The organism is Peribacillus sp. B65, from assembly GCF_058513295.1.
This window is the reverse complement of record NZ_CP195840.1, coordinates 309,746-328,253: the sequence shown is the minus strand read 5'-3', so window position 1 is coordinate 328,253 and position 18,508 is coordinate 309,746. Positions and strand designations below refer to the sequence as shown.

The window sequence follows — 18,508 nt, the reverse complement described above, 5'->3', positions numbered from 1 at the left end:
GTAAACTATATTAAAAAGGGTGGATGAAAATGAAACGGAAAGCCAATGTGGATGGTGCTGTCAAAGCAAGTAAAACGCCAAAAAGAAACCAAGCTGAAAATGAATTTTCCAATGAGTTCGCAATGGAGGAAAACGCGATGAAAGGTGCCAACCGCAATTCAAAGCAGGGCAGAAAAGGAAGAAGTTAATGGATAAAGAAAAACGGGACAGCGGGGAAAAGATGGGGGAACATGTACGGACGGAATTTGGAATCGAATTCAGCGGCGATATGAACGCAACAAAAATTTATGAGATTTTGGCAAAAGAAAATAAAAAACGTGAAAGTGATAAGTAAATAAGGACGGACCCAATTCTTGGGTCCGTCCTTATTCTTAAAGTATGATGCTGCCAGATTTTGATTGAGGGAAAATCGTTGATCCCTTACCACTCGGATCAAAATAGGCAAGCATGAACGATGGTTTATCGACGATTGTTCCCTCAGCTAAATACGTTTCCAAATCAAAGGGAAGTGCCTCGAGCAATGTGTGTTTGTGTATTTCCTTTTCATTAAGGGCCAAAGCTGTGAAAGAGGAACCAAGCTGTCCAGGGTTATTCAGAATATCTTCATATATCTCTTTCCGCCCATTTTTATCTAATGAAGCTTCCCACCAAGGTTTACGTGGTTTGTATTTTTGATTGATGAAATAATCCAATTTCATGAGTCCGATAATGTTTTTCAGTTCGGCAGATTCCCGGGAAGCCAAAAACTGCTGTAAACGTCTGAACAAGTCTTCAAGCTGATGTCCGATTCGTGACCACCCTTGTTCATCCCAATAGGTACCGAAATCTTGAAAGAAGTCGAACGGTGATTGAAATACCGTTTGGACAAGATATTCCGTGGTATGGTCCATTCTATGATCGTTCCAGTATTTTTCAAGGACATCTTCAACTTGTTTAATGCGGACAATGTCATCGAAGGATAAAACATTATTCCCCAGGATTTCATAGGGAGCATGTTCGCTGTATATATATTGGTGTTCATCGGCACGTATCCGTAAGCCAGTGCCACGAAGCATCTTTAAGAAACCAAGCTGCATCTCTTCGGGTCTGAGCTCGAAAACATCATTGAAGGTCTTTCTGAAAGAATGATAATCTTCTTCAGGCAAACCTGCAATAAGGTCTAAATGCTGATCAATTTTCTGCCCTTCTTTTACCATGGTTACGGTCCTTGTCAGTTTTTCGAAGTTCTGCCTTCTCATTACTAGATCATTCGTATGATCATTCGTCGACTGTACTCCTATTTCAAAGCGGAACAATCCTGCAGGGGCATTATCATTCAAGAACTGGATAACTTCCGGACGCATGATGTCTGCCGTGATCTCGAATTGGAAAACCACACCGGGAAGATGTTCATCGATTAGGAATTGAAACATTTCCATGGCATAGCTTCGGCTGATATTGAACGTTCTGTCAACGAACTTAATTGTCTTGGCACCATTAGCCATAAGGTACCTGATATCTTCTTTAATCTTTTCTCGATCAAAATACCTGACACCCACTTCAATCGATGAAAGGCAAAATTGGCAGCTGAACGGGCACCCTCGGCTAGTTTCGATATAGGTGACACGTTTAGATAGGTCTCCGCGGTCTTCCTCCAAACGATATGGAGTAGGGAGGGATTTTAAATCAACCTTGCCGTTCTGAGGCTGGATGATTTTTCTCCCATCCTGCCGATACGCAATGCCGCCGACCTTCTTATAGTCATTCGAACCTTCGATTTCAGATAAAAGGGCCTTGAAGGTAACTTCACCTTCGCCAATTACGATGAAATCAGCCCCGGGAATCTGATCAAGCCATTCCCCAACATCATAGGTGACTTCAGGTCCGCCCAGGATGATAACCAATTCTGGATTGATCTTCTTCAGCATGGCTACGACCTTCATTGTTTCCTCGATGTTCCAAATATAGCAGCTGAATCCGATTACGTCAGGTTTTTTGGAATGAAGGTCACCAACTATGTTCATAATCGGATCTTTTATTGTATATTCCGCCAGCTGTACATCATAATCTGGCTGGGCATAAGCTTTTAAATATCGGATGGATAGCGATGTATGGATATATTTTGCATTAAGAGTACTGATTATTATATTCATGTTAAAGGGCGTAAAGTAAACGCCTGACTCCTTTCGTGTACATGTCTTTTTAAGCCAACAAGCACTAACGAGTAATTTTACCATAGCGTGCTTCATTTGAAAAATGAGTTATTGTATTGAAGGGGAATCTTTTCCCTTGAAGGTCGATATGAAATAAAAACGGATAAAGCAGAAAATGCTTCATCCGTTTTATTTAAAAAGCTTGTTTAATATATTCTTTTGTTTTAGTCATGAAACGTTTTGTTTTGGTCGCCTTCAATTCGATGATCGGCTGTGCCATCGTAGCGATCATTTCACTTGATAATAACACCGTAATCAAGAAAGAGAGACCGGCGAGCATGATGAAGCTCTCGGTATTGCTGAAGTATTCCTGTATGGTGCTTTCACGGAAGAACCGAATGAAGAAACCATGCAGCAGATAGACATAAAGGGTTTGTTTACCCCAATTCGTAAAGAAATATTGTCCGCGTGGGATGAATGAAAGGAAGCTGAACACTGAAATTATGCTCAATCCATAAAATCCCAGACGTTTGAACATGGACACGATTGTCGCATCTTCAAGTTCGGCATATGGTTTCGAACCGAGCAGCCATTTATAATTGATATCGGTATTTAAATAAAATCCGATAAAAATCACTAACATGACACTAAGTGAAGCCAAACGAATTTTGGGAGTGAAAAGTTTTTTTAAATGGTCCTTGCTTAAATGGTATCCGATCAAGAACATCGGGAAAAAAACGAATGTCCTGGAAAGACTAAGGTAATTGGAGATATTGTCAATATATCCAATCAATAATGCGATTAAGATTGATAAACCTATGCCTACTGATGGCTTTAGCTTTGAAAAACCAAGCAGCATGATGTTCCAGCAGAATAAACTGATCAAGAACCATAGCGACCATTGGGGATCAAGCAGGTCTACGGTGATGGCAGAGCGTTCATATAAAAAATAATAGTAAACGGTATATATCAATTGGAAAATGATGTAGGGTAAAATCAGTTTTTTAGTAATTTTACCTAAATACCCTTTTTGATAAAAACCTTTTGCAAAGAAGCCTGAAACCAGGATAAAGGCAGGCATGTGAAAGGAATAAATGGTTTTATATAAAGCATAAATCGTTTCACTGTCATGTATATACGTATTCAGCAAATGTCCAAAGACGACAAAGGCCATGAGAATGAACTTGGCGTTATCGAAGAAAAAATCACGTTGTTTCATTGTTGCCTCCATTTAATAAATTTTTAAGGTAGCTAGAAAGAAAGCATTGTTATCTCTTATACCCTAAATACCTTGTACGAAATCAATATTTATTAAATTTATTATAAAAATCTTAAATTAAGCTTAACGCGAAGTTTTATAGTATTCAATATACTATCATTTGATATATAGTAAAATTTTGTAATTTTATCGTTTTTCGAAAATACCGAGGAAAATCAAGATGGATGTCGAATAAAGTTTGGTAAGTTGGGGTTTTGATGAGGGGGGTTAATATGAATATCGGTTATGAGAATGAAACGGGATATAAACAGGAAATTATAAAGTTGAATAAACAAATCGAAGGGTTTTTGAATATTTTCAATTCAATGTCAGAGCCTTATATTAGGGTTGATGAGGAACTGCGTATCACTTTTGCCAATGATGCCTCATGTGCCCTGCTGGAATCATCGAAAAATCAGCTGGAGTCCATGAAGATAACTGATTTTCTCGATGTCATCCCTTTAAATAATCAGGAAGTGTCAAGTTCCCTAAAAACCTCGAATGAACCTGAAAGGCAAATTATCCAGCTTCATACCGGAGCCCTTAAGCAAATAGAGTTTATGCGTATAGGCGAGCTTTCCGAAGGACAGCAGTTCTATCGTTTGAGGGATGTGACATTGGATGTTTCTTCGTCAAGGGAAACAAGGATGTCAAGGCAGATGTTTTTGGACATTTTTGATACAGCCATAGAAAGTATCGTTCTATTCGACAGTTCAGGAATAATCATGGAAGTGAACCATGCCTTTATCCATGTCATGGGCATCCCGAAAAAAGAGATTGTCGGTAAGAATATGAGGGACCTCATATCCCCTGATTATCGGGGGTATTGGGATGAGAGCATACAAAGAGCCTTTTATGAGTCGAACTTCAAAGGAGAGGTAGAGATTGAGGTTGGGGATGAACTGCATCACTTTACTTTTTCCATAAGTTCAACGGTAGGAAATGAATTATATATGTCGGTGCTTCGAAGAATTACAGAATCAAATATAATAGAAAAAAAGTTAGAAACGAGCGAACGGATTTTTGCGGAATTATTCGACCAGTCGATGGATGCGATCATATTCTGGAATGATGATGGAATCATTTTTCGGGTCAATCATTCAGCATGTAAAATATTCGAATCCAGCAGAGAGGATTTGATAGGCAGTTATATCTGGAAATACGTGTACAGCAATAATCACCATTTTGGTCAGATGATGGAAACGTTTGAAAGAGACACCCAAGTTCGGGGTGAGCTGATTTATAAAATGCCTAATAACCAAATTAAATTGCTTGAATTGACTGCCAAAAAACATGAAGGTGACGGGTATAACGTAACGATATTTCGAAATGTCAGTGAGCGCTGGTTGATTGAGAAGGAATTAAGGGATAGTGAGAAGAAGTTCAGGAAAATTTTTGAGGGAACATTAGACGGCTTGATTCTCTGGAATCATGAAGGGTTCACGGATATTAATGAAGCAGGTCAAAAAATATTGGAGATTTCAAAGCGTAAACTGATTTCTTTATCTGTTAAGGGATTCATCAAAAAAATTCCTGAAAATGCTCCTGTCTTGAACGCTCACATTGAAAATGTTTATAAGCATGAGGTCTACTCATCCATCATTCCAATAACATTCGAAGATGGAAGAGTAAAGCATATTGAATTTTTGACAAGGAAAAATTTATATTCGAACCTGAATTTAAGCATTTTCCGAGATGTGAGTAAAAATCTCGAAATGCAGGAACAGATCAGGAAATCGGATACTTTGAATGTCGTTGGTGAACTGGCGGCCGGAATTGCTCACGAAATCAGGAATCCAATGACAGCCTTAAAAGGTTTTATCCAGTTACTTGAGGATGGTGTCAAGGGGGAGTTTTCCACATATTTTCATGTGATAACATCCGAAATTAAGCGAATCGAATCCATTATCACGGAATTTTTGGTACTGGCAAAGCCGCAGGCGCTAAAAATTTTTAAACAGGATGTTCATACAATTTTGAGAGAGACACTAGAATTACTGGCCGCTCAGGCACTGTTGGAAAATATTCAATTCGAGACAGACTTTGAAGAAGAGGAATTTAAGGTTTTATGTGAAGCGAACCAGTTAAAGCAAGTGTTCATTAACATCATCAAAAATGCATTGGAAGTCATGCCGGATGGCGGATCTGTTCAAATTAAAACAAGCCGGTTTTCAGAGAAATACGGCTGCATCTCAATTACCGATAAAGGTATGGGGATTTCAACGGAAATGCTAAAAAAATTGGGCGAACCTTTTTATACGACGAAGGATAGGGGAACAGGACTGGGGCTCATGGTCAGCTATAAAATCATTGAAGAGCACAATGGCTATATAGAGGTGGAAAGCGAAGTGGGAAAAGGGACGAGCTTTCATATTTATTTGCCTTTCGAGTAAAAGATATTTGCGACATTACTGCCGAATAACTGCTATGCCTGCTTTGATGTGGCTTGGAAGGCAGTAGGCGGAAAGGGAGTGGATTCTGAGAATAACTAGGACGTTTTTCGTGAAAAAAGGTTCTATCTAATTTATTAAAGGGATTGGAACGGAAAGCGTGTGCCTGGAGTGGACAAATAGTACTTATCCTAAAAAACTGCAGGCAGACTGGCATTTCTTCGAATTTTCTACAGTCTGGGGAATCCTTTATTGGATTCCTTTTTTTGTTCCATCATTATTATCTTGGAATCACAATTAAGCTCATAAAAAATGTTGTGCTTTCATAAAAGGGAACTGTGCCGAATTAATTAAGCGGAAACTAATAATCCCCTCAAATTGGGTGACTTTCGAATCATTTCTCGGAGCTGGCTTCATATGATTCTTCCTGATAATTATCAGGGTTTTATGGTTAGAAATTTCCGTCATATCCTGTCTGCTGGTGGGTAAAGCTTTATCGCAATTTAAGAAGTTTTGTCTTTTTTTGCGAATCTATTTACATATAAGGCATATTTTGTAATACTTCTTTATTATAATGTAACTTTAAAAGGGCAGGAGTAGTGAATGTTGTTATGAATTCTAGGTGTGCAATGGAAATTTGTTCTGAGATTCGAATGAAGCGTTGGGAAATGATGGAGTTAGCCAAAATGTATGGACTAGGTCATGAGTATACCCTTCGCCAAAGCGAGCAGCTTGATAAACTAATAAATGAGTATTTGATCCTTCAACATCATTCATCGGAAGTGAGAAATAAGCGGGAAGAAATGGTTGTTATAGTGCAGCAGCCCTTTAATGATGACATAACCTTTTAAGGGAACTGAATGCGTGCATGACCTTTTAAATTGGCAGGCAGGGAGACAATCCCCTTTTTGCGATTTCTCATGAAGGAACCTTTACGAACATATCATTTAAAACAATTAAAGAAAGACTCATATACACAAGAAATATCTTTGGAATTTCATGGGCTTGGGATATATATCGGGAGAGGTCACCAGAAGGTGTCCTTCATGCATCGGGATTGGTTTAGAGGCCTTATTTTTCTGAATGGATTACACTGATAAATGAAAAGTAAGGGCTGACTCACTTGATGGAGCCAGCCATGGCAGGTGGGGGAAATTACAAAACTTCCAATAAAATTACCATGAACAAAAGGCCGACGATGAAGGAATAGGTTGATGTGCGTTCATTACCATCCCCATGGCTTTCAGGAATCAATTCCTTATAAACGATGAAAAGCATGGCCCCGGCGGCGAAGGCTAGGCCGTATGGAACCAGGAACCCAATGTAAGAGGTTAAATAATAACCCAATAATCCTGTAATTATTTCGATGGTACCGGTTAAGGTTGCTATAAGGAACGCTGTGAGTTTACCAATTTTTTGATTAATTAAAAACAAAGCCACCAGCAAGCCTTCCGGAGCATTTTGCAGGCCGATGGCAAAAGCGATCAAGTTACCTGTATCAGCTGTATCAGACGCATAACTGACCCCGACGGAAAGACCCTCAGGAATATTATGAAGTGTAATGGCAGTGATGATGAGCAAAGCCTTTTCATCGAACTGAATGCCACTTTTCGTATGGCTGAGATCGATATGAGGAATGTTTTTTTCCATGATCGTTAATGTCAATACCCCGAGAAACACTCCAATGACTAGCTGAATATACCCTCCGGTGGCCAGAGACTCCGGGATCAGGCTCAATAACGAAGCAGCCATCATGATTCCAGCGGTGAATGCCAGAAGAGTGTCTCTGAATCGATGTGTGATTGAACCTTGAATGAACAAGATCGGTAACGCACCAAACCCTGTAGACATAGCAGATAGGATGCTGCCTAATAAAACTCCACTCATAAATTTCTCCTTTGTATGGTACTTATCGTTACTGTTTTAAATTTTTGGGTTGAAACAATAATTTATTGTATTTAGACACAAAAAATATGTTCCAGGAAATAACAATTTTGCAGTTACTCTTCTGCATACCATTTTTTCAATGTTTGATCAGTCGGCAGCGACATGCTGATGATTCCCAGCAATGGCAGGAATCCCACTAGCTTAATCATGGATTCGATTCCAATTATATCGGCAATGGCTCCTAATGAAACGGATCCAATGGCACCCATTCCAAAGGCTAACCCTACAGTCAACCCTGCCATCGTTCCGACTTTCCCCGGGACCAATTCCTGTGCGTATATTACAGTGACGGAAAAACTGCTCATTATAATGAAACCCGCCATCAATAATAAGATAAAAGCGGCTGTAGGAGGTACGAATGGTAAAAGTGCTGTTAGTGGCATGCTGGCAGCGAATGAAAAGAAAATGACATTTTTGCGCCCGAATCTATCAGCAAGCGGACCTCCGAAAAACGTACCTACAGCACCAGCGGCCAAAAAGGCAAATAGGAAAAATTGTGCGGATTTTATCGTGAATGAATACTGCTCGATCAAATAAAAACTATAAAAGTTCGTCATGCAAGATACATACCAAGAACGTGCAAAAATAATGAATAATATCAATACCAGGGCTTTTGCCACTTTATGGGACCGCTCTTTATTGATTACTTTCGCAGCAAGCTTTTTAGGTTGGAAGTGAACTAACTTTTGGGAATACCACTTCGCAATATACAGCAATAGGATAACGGCCATTAAGGCAACCAGGGCAAACCAGAGTGCGCCTTTTTGTCCAAAAGGAACAAGTACGATGGCTGTGATGAGCGGGGCAAGTGCCTGCCCGCTATTCCCTCCGACTTGATAAATTGATTGTGCCAGGCCTCTCTTTGATCCGCCTGCCATGTAGGCAACCCTGGAGCCTTCCGGATGGAATATGGCTGACCCTAAGCCCATCAAGATGACTGCACCAAGGATAATGGTATAGTTTGGGGCAAGTGCAAGAATGATGACCCCGATTAAAGTACTGGTCAACCCGATGGGCAATGCATATGGAAATGGCTTTTTATCAGTATAGAACCCAACTGCCGGTTGCAGAAGCGATGAGACGATATTCAGGCAGAATGCAATCATCCCCAGCTGTGTATACGTTAACGACATTGATTTTTCGAGGATTGGGAACATGGCCGGTACGACGGCCTGTAGAGAATCATTCATTAAATGGCATATGCCTATGATGATCATGATTTTAAGAGTCATATCCTGTTTTTGCGGTTTTGTTTTAATGGCAGCGATACTTCCCATCTGTTTATTTCCTTCTTCCTGATTGAGATTTTTACCTATTCAATAAATAGATTCAAGAGGCATACACCGTATGCATGACATCTTAAAATAAATCGGAATCGTTACTAGTCTTCATAAAAAAATGAAACCCTTCAATGTATTGCTATGAATGTTTTATCAGCGGTAAGCTGATTGTAACGGTTGTACCGATTTGAGGTTTACTTGAAAACTCGATGGTACCGTTAAAAGATTCAATAATTCGTTTACACACAAATAGCCCTAATCCGGTTCCTTCCTTTTTCGATGTATAGAAGGGATCGAACACTTTATCTATATCTTTTTCATTCAGTCCTTGCCCGGTGTCGATGATCATGATTTTAGCCCATTCATTTTCATGGTGAATTTGAATCTTTAACTTTTTCCCAACTTCCATGGCCTCGAAACCGTTTTTGGCAATGTTAAGAATGACTTGTTTGAGTTGGTCCTTTGTACAATGAACCCGGATCGGCTCCTTTATGATATTCCATTCCACTTCAATATTGAAGTGACGTGCTTCTGATTCTATTATTGGTCTCAATTCAGCAATGATACTGCGAATATCATATAAGGATAAAGTCTGGGCCATTGGCTTCCCTAAAATTAAAAATTCGCTGACGATGCTATTGATCCGTTCAATTTCCTTCATGATGACAGAGTAATAGAACTGATCTTGTTCTTCAGGGTGTTTTTCAACCAATAATTGCACTAGCCCCTTTATGCCGGTAAGTGGGTTTTTTATTTCATGTGCAGTACTGGCAGCTAAAGTACCGACAAAATCTATTTTTTGGCTTTCGTTTAGTAACTTTTGTTTTTTGGTATTCCTGCGAACGATAAGTTCCTCCACGATGATATAGATCATGTGAGTAAAAAAGAAGGTGAAAAAGACAAGCATTAAAAAAACATTCATGTCATTTGTGTTAATCTTATCGGGCACTTTGACCGACAGTGTCCAATCGACTTCGGTCAAAGGGAAATCCACCAATTTTGAATGTCCAGTGAATCCTTCGGCATTCATATCTATAATTCGGGTTTTGTCCTTTGTTTCCAATTTAAAGGTATGACCGGGGTTAAGGATCTTTAATCTTTTTTCCATATGATCCAGTCTGATTTGTGCTAATAAAAACCCTTGCACTTTTCTATCTTGATCCAGAATGGGAGCAAAAATGGAAAAATAATTAAAATCATGGCTATGTAGCTCTTTTGTTTCTGCAACAACCGCTTTTTGAGTTTTTAAGGCACGCTCAATATCATTCTGTTCAATTAAATAGTTATGATGGAAATTCTTATTCGTCCCTGAAATGGACACACCGTCGCGATTTAGCCAATACACTCCTGCATACCTGGAATCTGTATCTTTGATCCATTTCAAAAGAAGTTCTGTTTTTTTGTCATCCATATAAAGCATGGAACTGCTAAGGCTAAGCAGCTCAAGGCTTTCCTTCGTTTCACTGATAACTTGATCTATGTATTCTTGATAAACCGTTCCCGCCCATTTAGCTTGTTCCTGTCTTTCTTTTTGAATGGAACGATCTAAATGCATCCAATAAATGATAGAGAGAAAAATTAATGGTAAAATAACAATAAGTAGATATGTGGTGAATTTATGCCTTGTTTTCATGTTTGTCACTACTTTAGCTTTTTTTTCAAGTATATCAAAATGATTGATTAAACAATAGTGCATACTAACAGGGCAGATTGACAAAGAAGTCTTTATGTCATATAATAACTTTTAATTCAAGATATTTTAATTAAAAATTTTTAAGGTTGTGAAGTTATGGAGAATAATAACATCCAACAGTCTTTGAAACTGTTTATCGTGATGTCTAGAGCTCATCGATCCATTAATGATGTAGTAAATAAACATATAGCTGAAGAGGGTTTGAATCCAACAGAGTTTGCAGTACTGGAATTACTTTATCATAAAGGGGATCAGCCTCTTCAGCAAATAGGCGGAAAGATCCTGCTGGCGAGCGGCAGCATTACCTATGTTGTGGATAAACTTGAACAGAAGGAATATCTACAGCGAATTGCATGTAAAGAGGATCGCCGTGTAACCTTTGCAAAAATAACGGATAAAGGAAAGGCCTTCATTGAAGGAGTATTTCCTGAGCATGAAAAAAGAATCGATGATATCATGAGTGTACTTACGCAAGATGAAAAGGCCACCGTGATCGAATTGCTTAAAAAGATTGGGTATTCCGCCCAAAATTAGCTAAAGAACCAGCACCCGGATTGACTGCAGGTGCTGGTTTTTTTATGTCTGATAAAACCTGAATTTGTTTCGAGGACATAGAGGTTTTTAATAACGCTGTGGCGAATTTTTATATTACGATAACCGTGACAATGATGAATGTGACCTGGATTGGAAACTGTTACTCTGGATTATACAGGAAAAAAATGTTTTTATATCGTGAAAAGGAGCGTACATATGAAATTTAATGAGTATGAATATAAACGTCCTGAAATGGATGAAATTAAAACACGGTTCATGAAAGCTTTGGAAAAGTTTACTGACGCTGCTAATGCCGATGCACAAATAAAAGCCATGGAAGAAATAAATGAAATTCGAAATTATGTAGGTACGATGTTTAATTTGGTCTATATACGGCATTCCATTGATACCAATGATGATTTTTATAAAGCGGAGAATGATTATTTAGATGACTTCTCCCCTGAAATGGAAGAGTTAACCTCCAAATTTTACAATGAACTCGTTCGCTCGAAATATCGCAAGGAGCTTGAGTTGAAATGGGGAACTCAACTATTTGACCTGGCAGATGCCCAACTCAAAACTTTTTCGCCCGAAATCATACCACAGCTGCAAAAAGAAAATAAATTATCAAGCGAATATTCACAATTGATTGCCTCTGCAAAAATCCCCTTTGATGGAAAAGAATTAACACTAGCGCAGCTTCAGCCTTTTATGGAGTCCTCGGATCGTGAATTAAGGAAAAATGCAAGTGAGGCATACTACGGTTTCTTTGAAGAAAAGCAGGAGGAATTGGATCGTATATTCGACGACCTTGTCAAGGTGAGGCATGGAATTTCGACAGCGCTCGGTTATGGGAATTTCGTGGAACTTGGGTATTATCGAATGACAAGGACTGATTATGATGCTGAAATGGTTGCTTCATTCCGCAAGCAGGTGAAAGAGGAAGTGGTACCGCTTGTCACCCGGCTGAAGGAACGTCAGCGCGAACGTCTTGGATTGGAGAACCTGAACTATTATGATGAGAATTTTCATTTCAGAACGGGTAATGCCACTCCAAAAGGCGATGCCGGGTGGATCATCGAAAACGGGAAAAAGATGTACAAGGAGCTTTCGCCTGAAACGAATCAGTTTTTCAACTATATGATAGATAATGACCTGATGGACCTTGTGGCGAAGAAAGGAAAAGAGAGCGGAGGCTATTGTACTTTTATAGAAGACTATAAAGCTCCATTCATCTTTTCCAATTTCAACGGAACTTCCGGGGATATAGATGTTTTGACACATGAGGCAGGTCATGCATTCCAAGTGTTTCGCAGCCGTGATCTTGACATTCCTGAGTATTATTGGCCCACATATGAAGCATGTGAAATCCATTCGATGAGCATGGAATTTTTAACTTGGCCATGGATGGAGCTATTTTTCAAGGAAGATACGGAAAAGTATAAGTTTTCCCATTTAAGCGGTGCCCTCATATTCCTTCCGTATGGGGTGGCTGTTGATGAATTTCAGCATTTTGTCTATGAAAATCCTGATGCTTCACCAGTTGAAAGAAAGCAGGCTTGGCGTAAGATCGAGATGGAATATTTGCCGCATCGCGATTATGAAGAAAATGAATTCTTGGAGAATGGCGGGTATTGGCAGCGGCAAAGCCACATTTATCAATCACCTTTTTATTATATCGACTATACATTGGCCCAGATTTGTGCTTTCCAATTCTGGAAAAGGTCGACTGAAAAAGATGAAACGGCTTGGGAGGATTATTTGAATCTGTGCCAACTTGGAGGCAGCAAGTCTTTTCTTGATCTCGTTGAATCTGCGAATCTGAAATCCCCATTTGTTGACGGGACTGTAGAGTCCGTTGTGAAGGTGATAGACGAATGGCTCTCCACTGTAGATGATAAGGCATTATGAAATATCAGGCTTGATGATACGAACTGGATACTTGAAGGAATGGTCTAACTCCGAATCATGATTATAAAAGTTTTATATAGAAAGAAACCTTATTATTGGATTGAAGAAATTTTGCGACACTCCTGCCGAATTACTGACTAGCCGAGACCCCACAGGCGCCTGCTTTGATGCGGCATGGCAGACAGTCGGCGGCAAAGGGAGCGTATTTCTGAAATCAATTGGAACTTTTATTAATTTGTTTACAGTCTGAACGCTTGGAGATTATTCCAAGCGTTTTTTTAAATCTTTCATACGTTCGGAATGATGATTCACAGTGAAATGCATGAGGAGTTTCAGACTGCACAATGAGAGGAAGTAACCCAGGAAAAAAACAGCCGACGAAAGGAATATTACTCGGCTTGTCTTAAATGTCTCTTCCTTACATATAAATGTAGGGAGGAGGTGAGAGTATGCTGTCAAGGTGGTCAGGGAGTTTTCAGATTGCAGCGGTTTATGTAGGCACAGTCGTCGGTGCAGGATTTGCAACTGGAAAAGAGATTGTCGAGTTTTTTACCCGTTATGGCTTTTATGGTTTTATCGGGATTTTAATAGCAGGTTATATTTTCATTTTCACTGGAACGAAAATCATGCTCATTTCCGCAAGGATCAGAGCATCTTCTTATGAGGAGTTCAATCAATTTCTTTTTGGCAGGAAAATAGCAGGAATCATCAACATCTTCTTCCTTATCATGCTTTTAGGGGTGACAGCTGTCATGATTTCGGGCTCTGGAGCCGTTTTCGAAGAACAACTTGGCGTGTCTAAAAGTATAGGAAGTTGGTCTACGATCATACTGGCATCCTTGGTCCTGATGATGGGCATGCGCGGTGTTTTCACTGTGAACTCGTTTGTTGTACCAATCATGATCTGTTTTAGTTTGATCCTTTTTTTCTCGACTTTGGGTAATGGGGATTTCTTTAAGACCCTTACAAAAGTTCCAGATGAAGTGATCACCGTGAAAATGCTTTTATCACCATTTGCCTATACAGCCTTTAACCTTGCTTTGGCACAGGCTGTGCTGGTTCCGGTTGCTTATGAAGTTCGAGATGAGAAGGTCATTAAACATGGAGCAATCCTTGGAGGGATATTCCTTACGATCATTTTATTGACGGGGCATTTTTCACTTATGACACTTCCTGACGTGAATGGTTATGAAATTCCTTCAGCAGTTATTATGAGAACGGCAGCCAGTCAGTTATATTGGATGTTCATTTTGGTGATTTACGGGGAGATATTCACTTCGGTCATCGGAAACATATATGGATTACAGAGGCAAATCAGCAGTTATATTAAATTGCCAAGCATGCTGATCATAGCGGTGATTTTTTTAATAGCTTTGATCATTAGTGAATTCGGCTATGGAAGGTTACTAGGATATATTTATCCGGTTTTTGGATACATAAGCCTCCTTTTTTTAATTCTGGTCTGGAAAAGCAAGGCGGGGAAGGAGTGATGAAGAACGGGGGGCCTGAACTTAGCCCTCCGCATCAGGGGGGAATCAATGTTCATCCTTTCATCAGCGTCTTAGCCATCTCTAGAAAAGCATCCCGGTAATCTCGATCTTTTTTTGTGAACATAGTTAAGCGGACGGGTGCTTTTTCATCCTTGAGCAATATGGAAGTGATCACATCATCCCCACTTTCCACTTCAAATCCCGTGCCGCCCTCGATTTCAAGTGAAGGATCCCTAATCGTTTCTGAAATGCTTTCCAGCTGGGATTGAACATTTTTTTCCACCTCATCCCAATTGACATCCGTATTCAATAGTTCTATTCTCATATAAATGGAGTCATCTTCAGTCAGGAACACAATATCCTTTCCAGGTTCTTCGGCACTTAATCTGAATTGTTGCAAAACATAAAGGCTGAACGGTTGATTATCACTTTTTTTTAAGAACGCTGTTTTTTCCTTTGCTTCACCGTTAATTGAATATTGCAGGTTTTGCTCCATCAGTCTTATTTTGTTATTACGATTATCTCCTTGAGAGGTATTGCCTTCGTTCCCCTCTTTTACTGAACCCTCTTGTGGCTCATCTGCATTTTCGTCTGTGGTCGTACCGCAGCCAGTCAGCAGAATAGCGGCGAATGTGACACAGCCAATATAACGTGTCCAACGAGTCATTTGTTTCCCTCATCTTTCTGATAGAAATTCAAATCTGAATTTGGATATGTTGCACCACATACAAGTGTTTTGCCCTTTAATGAATTAGACGGAGTAAAATGGAAATGGTTACAAAAAACTGAAGAATCAATTCATACGCTTGCTAAAAAGTAAAAACGGAATGGTATAGAGAAACCATCCCGTTTTGTATTAACCTATGATTTTATAATTTTTATGGTTGACGACGGTTTTCTGTTCAAGTTCCAAATCACGATAATTTTCCATATACGTGACGTCCACGATTACTGAGTTCTCGTTCACTTTCTCGACGATTCCTTTTAAGCCTTCTCTAAATTCAATGATATTTCCAACTTCCGCTTTCTTCATGGTAATCATCCTTTCCCATTTTGTTTCCAATGATCAAAAAGTAACTATGGAGTAATTGGATTATTCGAACATCTTGCCGTTTAGATTTTGACGTGGGAAGTGCCAGTAAGAGAATTAGTTATCTCTCATGTCGGTACAGTAAGCTAAACTTTTAAAGGGAGGTGCGATTCTTGAAATGGACCAGCTGTAATGATGTGGCATAATTTGGTATATATTGCAAACGCAGTTATACGTACCAGTATGTAATTCTATGTACAAAATATGCCAATCATTTTACATTATGATATTTTACTATACAGTTTGCACTATTTTAAAGCATACGTAAAGAATAATGTAGCAAGAGGGCCTCAAAAAATTCTGATTTATATTTAGTGGCCTGCTTATGTTAAAATGAAAACGGAATTTCTCCTGTCTGAATATGATGGAACATTTGATAATTAAGGAGGATAATATGATGAATGCAGATGAAGCAAAAGAAGTACTCGATAAACTGGCGAACCGGGAAATGGATGAATTCAGGATAACAAAAGAAGAATTTTTAGCTTTTCGTGAGATTCTTGTTAAAAGGGAAGACTTTAAACATTTTCGGGGGAATGCCCAACATAACGGTGTGATAATTTATACGTATTTAGAAGAAGCGAGAAGTTAATCGATGTAAATAATTTGGGGTGGCTCATGATTGAGCCACCCCAAATTATTTACAATGGAAAAATCACTTGTTCCTTAATTTTTTTAAAGCGGACCTTCTCCATGATTTGACGGCTGCTGCAGTGACTTGATAGACCTCAGCGATTTCAGACACTGTTTTATTTTCGAGGTATGTCTGTAAAAGCCAGCGTTGCTGATTCAGTGTCAATCCTTCCGTGTAGGTTAAGATATTATCGATGGCAAAGGCCTCTTCATGCATCGTAAAAGGATCCTTAATCTCTAATATGAAGGAATCAAAGGGTTCAGTGCGGATCTCATATTTATGATGATGCTTTAATTCGTTCAGAATTTTGCCTTTGATTACCGTATAGGCATAGTTGGAGAATTTTCCGTATTCCTCATTGAAATTCCCCAATGACTCCCATAAAGCAATCAAGCCTACTTGAAAATATTCTTCCTTATTTTTATAGATGGAAAGTGAGCGGATAATATGATGGATCATCGGGGTGAATTCCTTCGTTAGTGCTGAGAAATCTTCCATTAAGCAAGTCACCTTTAGAAAGTGCACTTTTCTGTATTCCCGGGTGCTTCTACCATAAATAAAACGATCATATATAGCCAAAATGCGTAACGGAAAAATGGAGGGGGAAAAAGTGGGTTTTAAGGGAGCTGAAAAGAACCTTATTGAAGGGAAAAACTAGATTCAGATAATCTTGAAAAAGGTGACCAAATGAAAAAAACACATCCTGATATTGGATGTGCCGAAACAATTCACTACTATTTTTTTTAGTTTTTCCTCTTCACTCAATGTAAAGCCATACACATGAATGCTCCGTTTGTCGAGAAAAGGGAGTTTGGAAAGGTCTCATTCCGAATTGTGAATATAAAACTTTTTTTGGAGGGGTTGTAAAATTTGGTAGGGCACTCGCTTTTCCCGCAGGAGTATCACGCCTTCCGTTCCAATCAAATATGTTTTAAAAGATAGAACTCCTTTTGTCTACAAACTAGATAATAACGAAGGTTCGAAAGGCTCTCACCCCGACCATTATTTTAAAGGAAAATAGGTTCCTACTTGTTTTTTTGCTTATTATACATATGATGGAAACTATCTGGATGGAGGCAGGCAGACGGCGGAAAGGGAGCGGATTTCTGAAATCCGCTGGATCTTTTTAAAATAAAAAACTGCAGGCAAACGGATCTTCTTTTAATTTGCCTGCAGTCTGTACATTTAAAGATGTGTAATTTTCCAAATCATCATTTAGTTTTTAAAAATAAGGAAGCGGGGGAGAAAAGCAGTAACGAAATATTTTTGGTTGTATTTCATTTTGTACCACCCCTCAAAAAATTCCAAATGCGAGTTCGGAAGCGGGCATATTGATAAACCGTTGAATTTGTTAACTTTGCGATTTTCGGAAACCGGCATCCTGTGCGTCCTGTTCGGTACAAAACATTTCTTCTGGTTTAGTTATTTCGTAATATTGGCCCGAAGGAATGTGATATATTTTATTGCCTTTAGAGTTTATATTCCCTTTAATTTGCGGGTTACTGCAAGATCCAGTCGGATTTTCCACTGTTACTTCTTTTGACTGGGAATCATCAAACCCCTTTGAAGTTGCATAGTTTTCAATAGACCAAATACCGATTTCGTCTCTTTGGGCTTGTTTCTGAGTATCTTCCAATTCTTCAAGATATTTCGTGTTCGGTGCATAAACATAAGCTACCCTTGCCAGTCCTTTTTCCAGCAGGAGTTTATTCACCATTTTGCCATCAACATAAAAATAGGCCAGCAGCCGGCCGTATTTATCCCTTTCACCTATGCCGGTTTCTACTTCCACTTCAGAGCCCGCAGGCATGAGTTCCTTGGCGAACTTGCTTGCTTCAGGTCCAAAAGGCTGAACGGGCTTGGATGGGTGCACGGTTTCTGGAGTATCTACCAAAAGGAGCCTGACCGTTTCTTCATTTCCATTATCCATTTTGATTTTTACTGTATCTCCGTCAACAACTTTGATGATCTCGGCTGTGAATGTCTTGCCTTTTTCTTCATTTGAAATTGAATCTTCCTGTTTGGATTGATTAATCTGGTCATCTGATGCTGCCTGGCAGCCAGACAACGTAATCAGGCAAAGTGCAGCCAGGAGAAAAACATTCAGATAAGAATGTAACAAGGAATTTCCGTTCATGATAAGTCCCCC

At 39.2% G+C, this 18,508-nt stretch carries 17 protein-coding genes; 8 read left to right on the top strand and 9 right to left on the bottom strand.

Annotated elements, in window-relative coordinates; translation table 11 throughout:
- Positions 1-29: 29 nt before the first annotated feature.
- Together ykzP and ACSR9O_RS01630 are read left to right on the top strand one after the other, a co-directional pair.
- Positions 30-188 (top strand): protein YkzP, encoded by a 159-nt coding sequence (ykzP, locus tag ACSR9O_RS01635; RefSeq protein ID WP_094246584.1) that lies wholly within the window; start codon positions 30-32, stop codon positions 186-188.
- On the top strand, positions 188-334 hold the full coding sequence (locus ACSR9O_RS01630; RefSeq protein WP_157831111.1) for a hypothetical protein: 147 nt from the start codon (positions 188-190) through the stop codon (positions 332-334). Before ykzP ends, ACSR9O_RS01630 begins: the two co-directional genes overlap by 1 nt.
- Before the next feature lie 37 nt (positions 335-371).
- On the opposite strand, the gene ACSR9O_RS01625 is transcribed toward ACSR9O_RS01630, so the two are convergent.
- Both ACSR9O_RS01625 and ACSR9O_RS01620 read right to left on the bottom strand, forming a co-directional pair.
- A complete protein-coding gene (locus ACSR9O_RS01625; protein ID WP_101224498.1) occupies positions 372-2,132 on the bottom strand; it encodes a B12-binding domain-containing radical SAM protein in 1,761 nt (586 codons plus the stop codon).
- Positions 2,133-2,325: 193 nt separating this feature from the next.
- A complete protein-coding gene (locus ACSR9O_RS01620) occupies positions 2,326-3,351 on the bottom strand; it encodes an acyltransferase family protein (RefSeq protein ID WP_101224499.1) in 1,026 nt (341 codons plus the stop codon).
- A 272-nt stretch (positions 3,352-3,623) separates the two neighbouring features.
- On the opposite strand from ACSR9O_RS01620, the gene ACSR9O_RS01615 reads away from it, so the two are divergent.
- Positions 3,624-5,783 carry a PAS domain-containing sensor histidine kinase gene (locus ACSR9O_RS01615; RefSeq protein ID WP_202190630.1) on the top strand — a complete coding sequence of 720 codons (2,160 nt, stop codon included), beginning with the start codon at positions 3,624-3,626 and terminating at the stop codon, positions 5,781-5,783.
- Positions 5,784-6,391: 608 nt separating this feature from the next.
- Entirely contained in the window at positions 6,392-6,631 is a 240-nt protein-coding gene (locus tag ACSR9O_RS01610) for an aspartyl-phosphate phosphatase Spo0E family protein (RefSeq protein WP_101224501.1), read from the top strand.
- 304 nt (positions 6,632-6,935) lie between these two features.
- On the opposite strand, the gene ACSR9O_RS01605 is transcribed toward ACSR9O_RS01610, so the two are convergent.
- The 3 genes from ACSR9O_RS01605 to ACSR9O_RS01595 all read right to left on the bottom strand — a co-directional run bounded on the left by ACSR9O_RS01605 (position 6,936) and on the right by ACSR9O_RS01595 (position 10,562).
- On the bottom strand, positions 6,936-7,667 hold the full coding sequence (locus tag ACSR9O_RS01605) for a ZIP family metal transporter (protein ID WP_101224502.1): 732 nt from the start codon (positions 7,665-7,667) through the stop codon (positions 6,936-6,938).
- A 113-nt stretch (positions 7,668-7,780) separates the two neighbouring features.
- Positions 7,781-9,004, bottom strand: coding sequence for an MFS transporter (locus ACSR9O_RS01600; RefSeq protein ID WP_101224503.1), 1,224 nt, complete (start codon positions 9,002-9,004; stop codon positions 7,781-7,783).
- A 142-nt stretch (positions 9,005-9,146) separates the two neighbouring features.
- Entirely contained in the window at positions 9,147-10,562 is a 1,416-nt protein-coding gene (locus tag ACSR9O_RS01595) for an ATP-binding protein (protein WP_491723812.1), read from the bottom strand.
- A 234-nt stretch (positions 10,563-10,796) separates the two neighbouring features.
- On the opposite strand from ACSR9O_RS01595, the gene ACSR9O_RS01590 reads away from it, so the two are divergent.
- From ACSR9O_RS01590 to ACSR9O_RS01580, 3 genes are all read left to right on the top strand, one after another.
- Positions 10,797-11,234 carry a MarR family winged helix-turn-helix transcriptional regulator gene (locus ACSR9O_RS01590; RefSeq protein WP_034314147.1) on the top strand — a complete coding sequence of 146 codons (438 nt, stop codon included), beginning with the start codon at positions 10,797-10,799 and terminating at the stop codon, positions 11,232-11,234.
- 216 nt (positions 11,235-11,450) lie between these two features.
- Complete coding sequence (locus ACSR9O_RS01585; protein ID WP_427573970.1) at positions 11,451-13,145, top strand: M3 family oligoendopeptidase; 1,695 nt, start codon at positions 11,451-11,453, stop codon at positions 13,143-13,145.
- Between the two features lie 449 nt (positions 13,146-13,594).
- Entirely contained in the window at positions 13,595-14,635 is a 1,041-nt protein-coding gene (locus ACSR9O_RS01580) for a YkvI family membrane protein (protein WP_101224506.1), read from the top strand.
- Between the two features lie 52 nt (positions 14,636-14,687).
- Here ACSR9O_RS01580 and ACSR9O_RS01575 read toward each other — a convergent pair whose 3' ends face one another.
- Both ACSR9O_RS01575 and ACSR9O_RS01570 read right to left on the bottom strand, forming a co-directional pair.
- Positions 14,688-15,302 (bottom strand): DUF8580 domain-containing lipoprotein, encoded by a 615-nt coding sequence (locus ACSR9O_RS01575; RefSeq protein WP_260357010.1) that lies wholly within the window; start codon positions 15,300-15,302, stop codon positions 14,688-14,690.
- A 189-nt stretch (positions 15,303-15,491) separates the two neighbouring features.
- Positions 15,492-15,668 carry a YkvS family protein gene (locus ACSR9O_RS01570; protein WP_064505160.1) on the bottom strand — a complete coding sequence of 59 codons (177 nt, stop codon included), beginning with the start codon at positions 15,666-15,668 and terminating at the stop codon, positions 15,492-15,494.
- Between the two features lie 454 nt (positions 15,669-16,122).
- Here ACSR9O_RS01570 and ykzS point away from each other — a divergent pair, with 454 nt between their 5' ends.
- The gene (ykzS, locus tag ACSR9O_RS01565; RefSeq protein ID WP_101224508.1) at positions 16,123-16,317 is read left to right on the top strand and encodes a protein YkzS; all 195 of its coding nucleotides are present in this window, start codon (positions 16,123-16,125) and stop codon (positions 16,315-16,317) included.
- A 63-nt stretch (positions 16,318-16,380) separates the two neighbouring features.
- Here the strand turns inward: ykzS and ACSR9O_RS01560 are convergent, their stop codons facing one another.
- Positions 16,381-16,857 (bottom strand): sigma-70 family RNA polymerase sigma factor, encoded by a 477-nt coding sequence (locus tag ACSR9O_RS01560; protein ID WP_230177612.1) that lies wholly within the window; start codon positions 16,855-16,857, stop codon positions 16,381-16,383.
- A gap of 853 nt (positions 16,858-17,710) precedes the next feature.
- A complete protein-coding gene (locus ACSR9O_RS01555; protein WP_491723811.1) occupies positions 17,711-18,496 on the bottom strand; it encodes a thermonuclease family protein in 786 nt (261 codons plus the stop codon).
- Positions 18,497-18,508 lie beyond the last annotated feature (12 nt).

Coding starts and splice junctions, on each gene's coding strand:
- ykzP (WP_094246584.1), top strand. CDS start 30: ATGAAACGGAAAGCCAATGTGGATGGTGCTGTCAAAGCAAGTAAAACG.
- ACSR9O_RS01630 (WP_157831111.1), top strand. CDS start 188: ATGGATAAAGAAAAACGGGACAGCGGGGAAAAGATGGGGGAACATGTA.
- ACSR9O_RS01625 (WP_101224498.1), bottom strand. CDS start 2,132: ATGAATATAATAATCAGTACTCTTAATGCAAAATATATCCATACATCG.
- ACSR9O_RS01620 (WP_101224499.1), bottom strand. CDS start 3,351: ATGAAACAACGTGATTTTTTCTTCGATAACGCCAAGTTCATTCTCATG.
- ACSR9O_RS01615 (WP_202190630.1), top strand. CDS start 3,624: ATGAATATCGGTTATGAGAATGAAACGGGATATAAACAGGAAATTATA.
- ACSR9O_RS01610 (WP_101224501.1), top strand. CDS start 6,392: ATGAATTCTAGGTGTGCAATGGAAATTTGTTCTGAGATTCGAATGAAG.
- ACSR9O_RS01605 (WP_101224502.1), bottom strand. CDS start 7,667: ATGAGTGGAGTTTTATTAGGCAGCATCCTATCTGCTATGTCTACAGGG.
- ACSR9O_RS01600 (WP_101224503.1), bottom strand. CDS start 9,004: ATGGGAAGTATCGCTGCCATTAAAACAAAACCGCAAAAACAGGATATG.
- ACSR9O_RS01595 (WP_491723812.1), bottom strand. CDS start 10,562: ATGCATTTAGATCGTTCCATTCAAAAAGAAAGACAGGAACAAGCTAAA.
- ACSR9O_RS01590 (WP_034314147.1), top strand. CDS start 10,797: ATGGAGAATAATAACATCCAACAGTCTTTGAAACTGTTTATCGTGATG.
- ACSR9O_RS01585 (WP_427573970.1), top strand. CDS start 11,451: ATGAAATTTAATGAGTATGAATATAAACGTCCTGAAATGGATGAAATT.
- ACSR9O_RS01580 (WP_101224506.1), top strand. CDS start 13,595: ATGCTGTCAAGGTGGTCAGGGAGTTTTCAGATTGCAGCGGTTTATGTA.
- ACSR9O_RS01575 (WP_260357010.1), bottom strand. CDS start 15,302: ATGACTCGTTGGACACGTTATATTGGCTGTGTCACATTCGCCGCTATT.
- ACSR9O_RS01570 (WP_064505160.1), bottom strand. CDS start 15,668: ATGAAGAAAGCGGAAGTTGGAAATATCATTGAATTTAGAGAAGGCTTA.
- ykzS (WP_101224508.1), top strand. CDS start 16,123: ATGAATGCAGATGAAGCAAAAGAAGTACTCGATAAACTGGCGAACCGG.
- ACSR9O_RS01560 (WP_230177612.1), bottom strand. CDS start 16,857: ATGGAAGATTTCTCAGCACTAACGAAGGAATTCACCCCGATGATCCAT.
- ACSR9O_RS01555 (WP_491723811.1), bottom strand. CDS start 18,496: ATGAACGGAAATTCCTTGTTACATTCTTATCTGAATGTTTTTCTCCTG.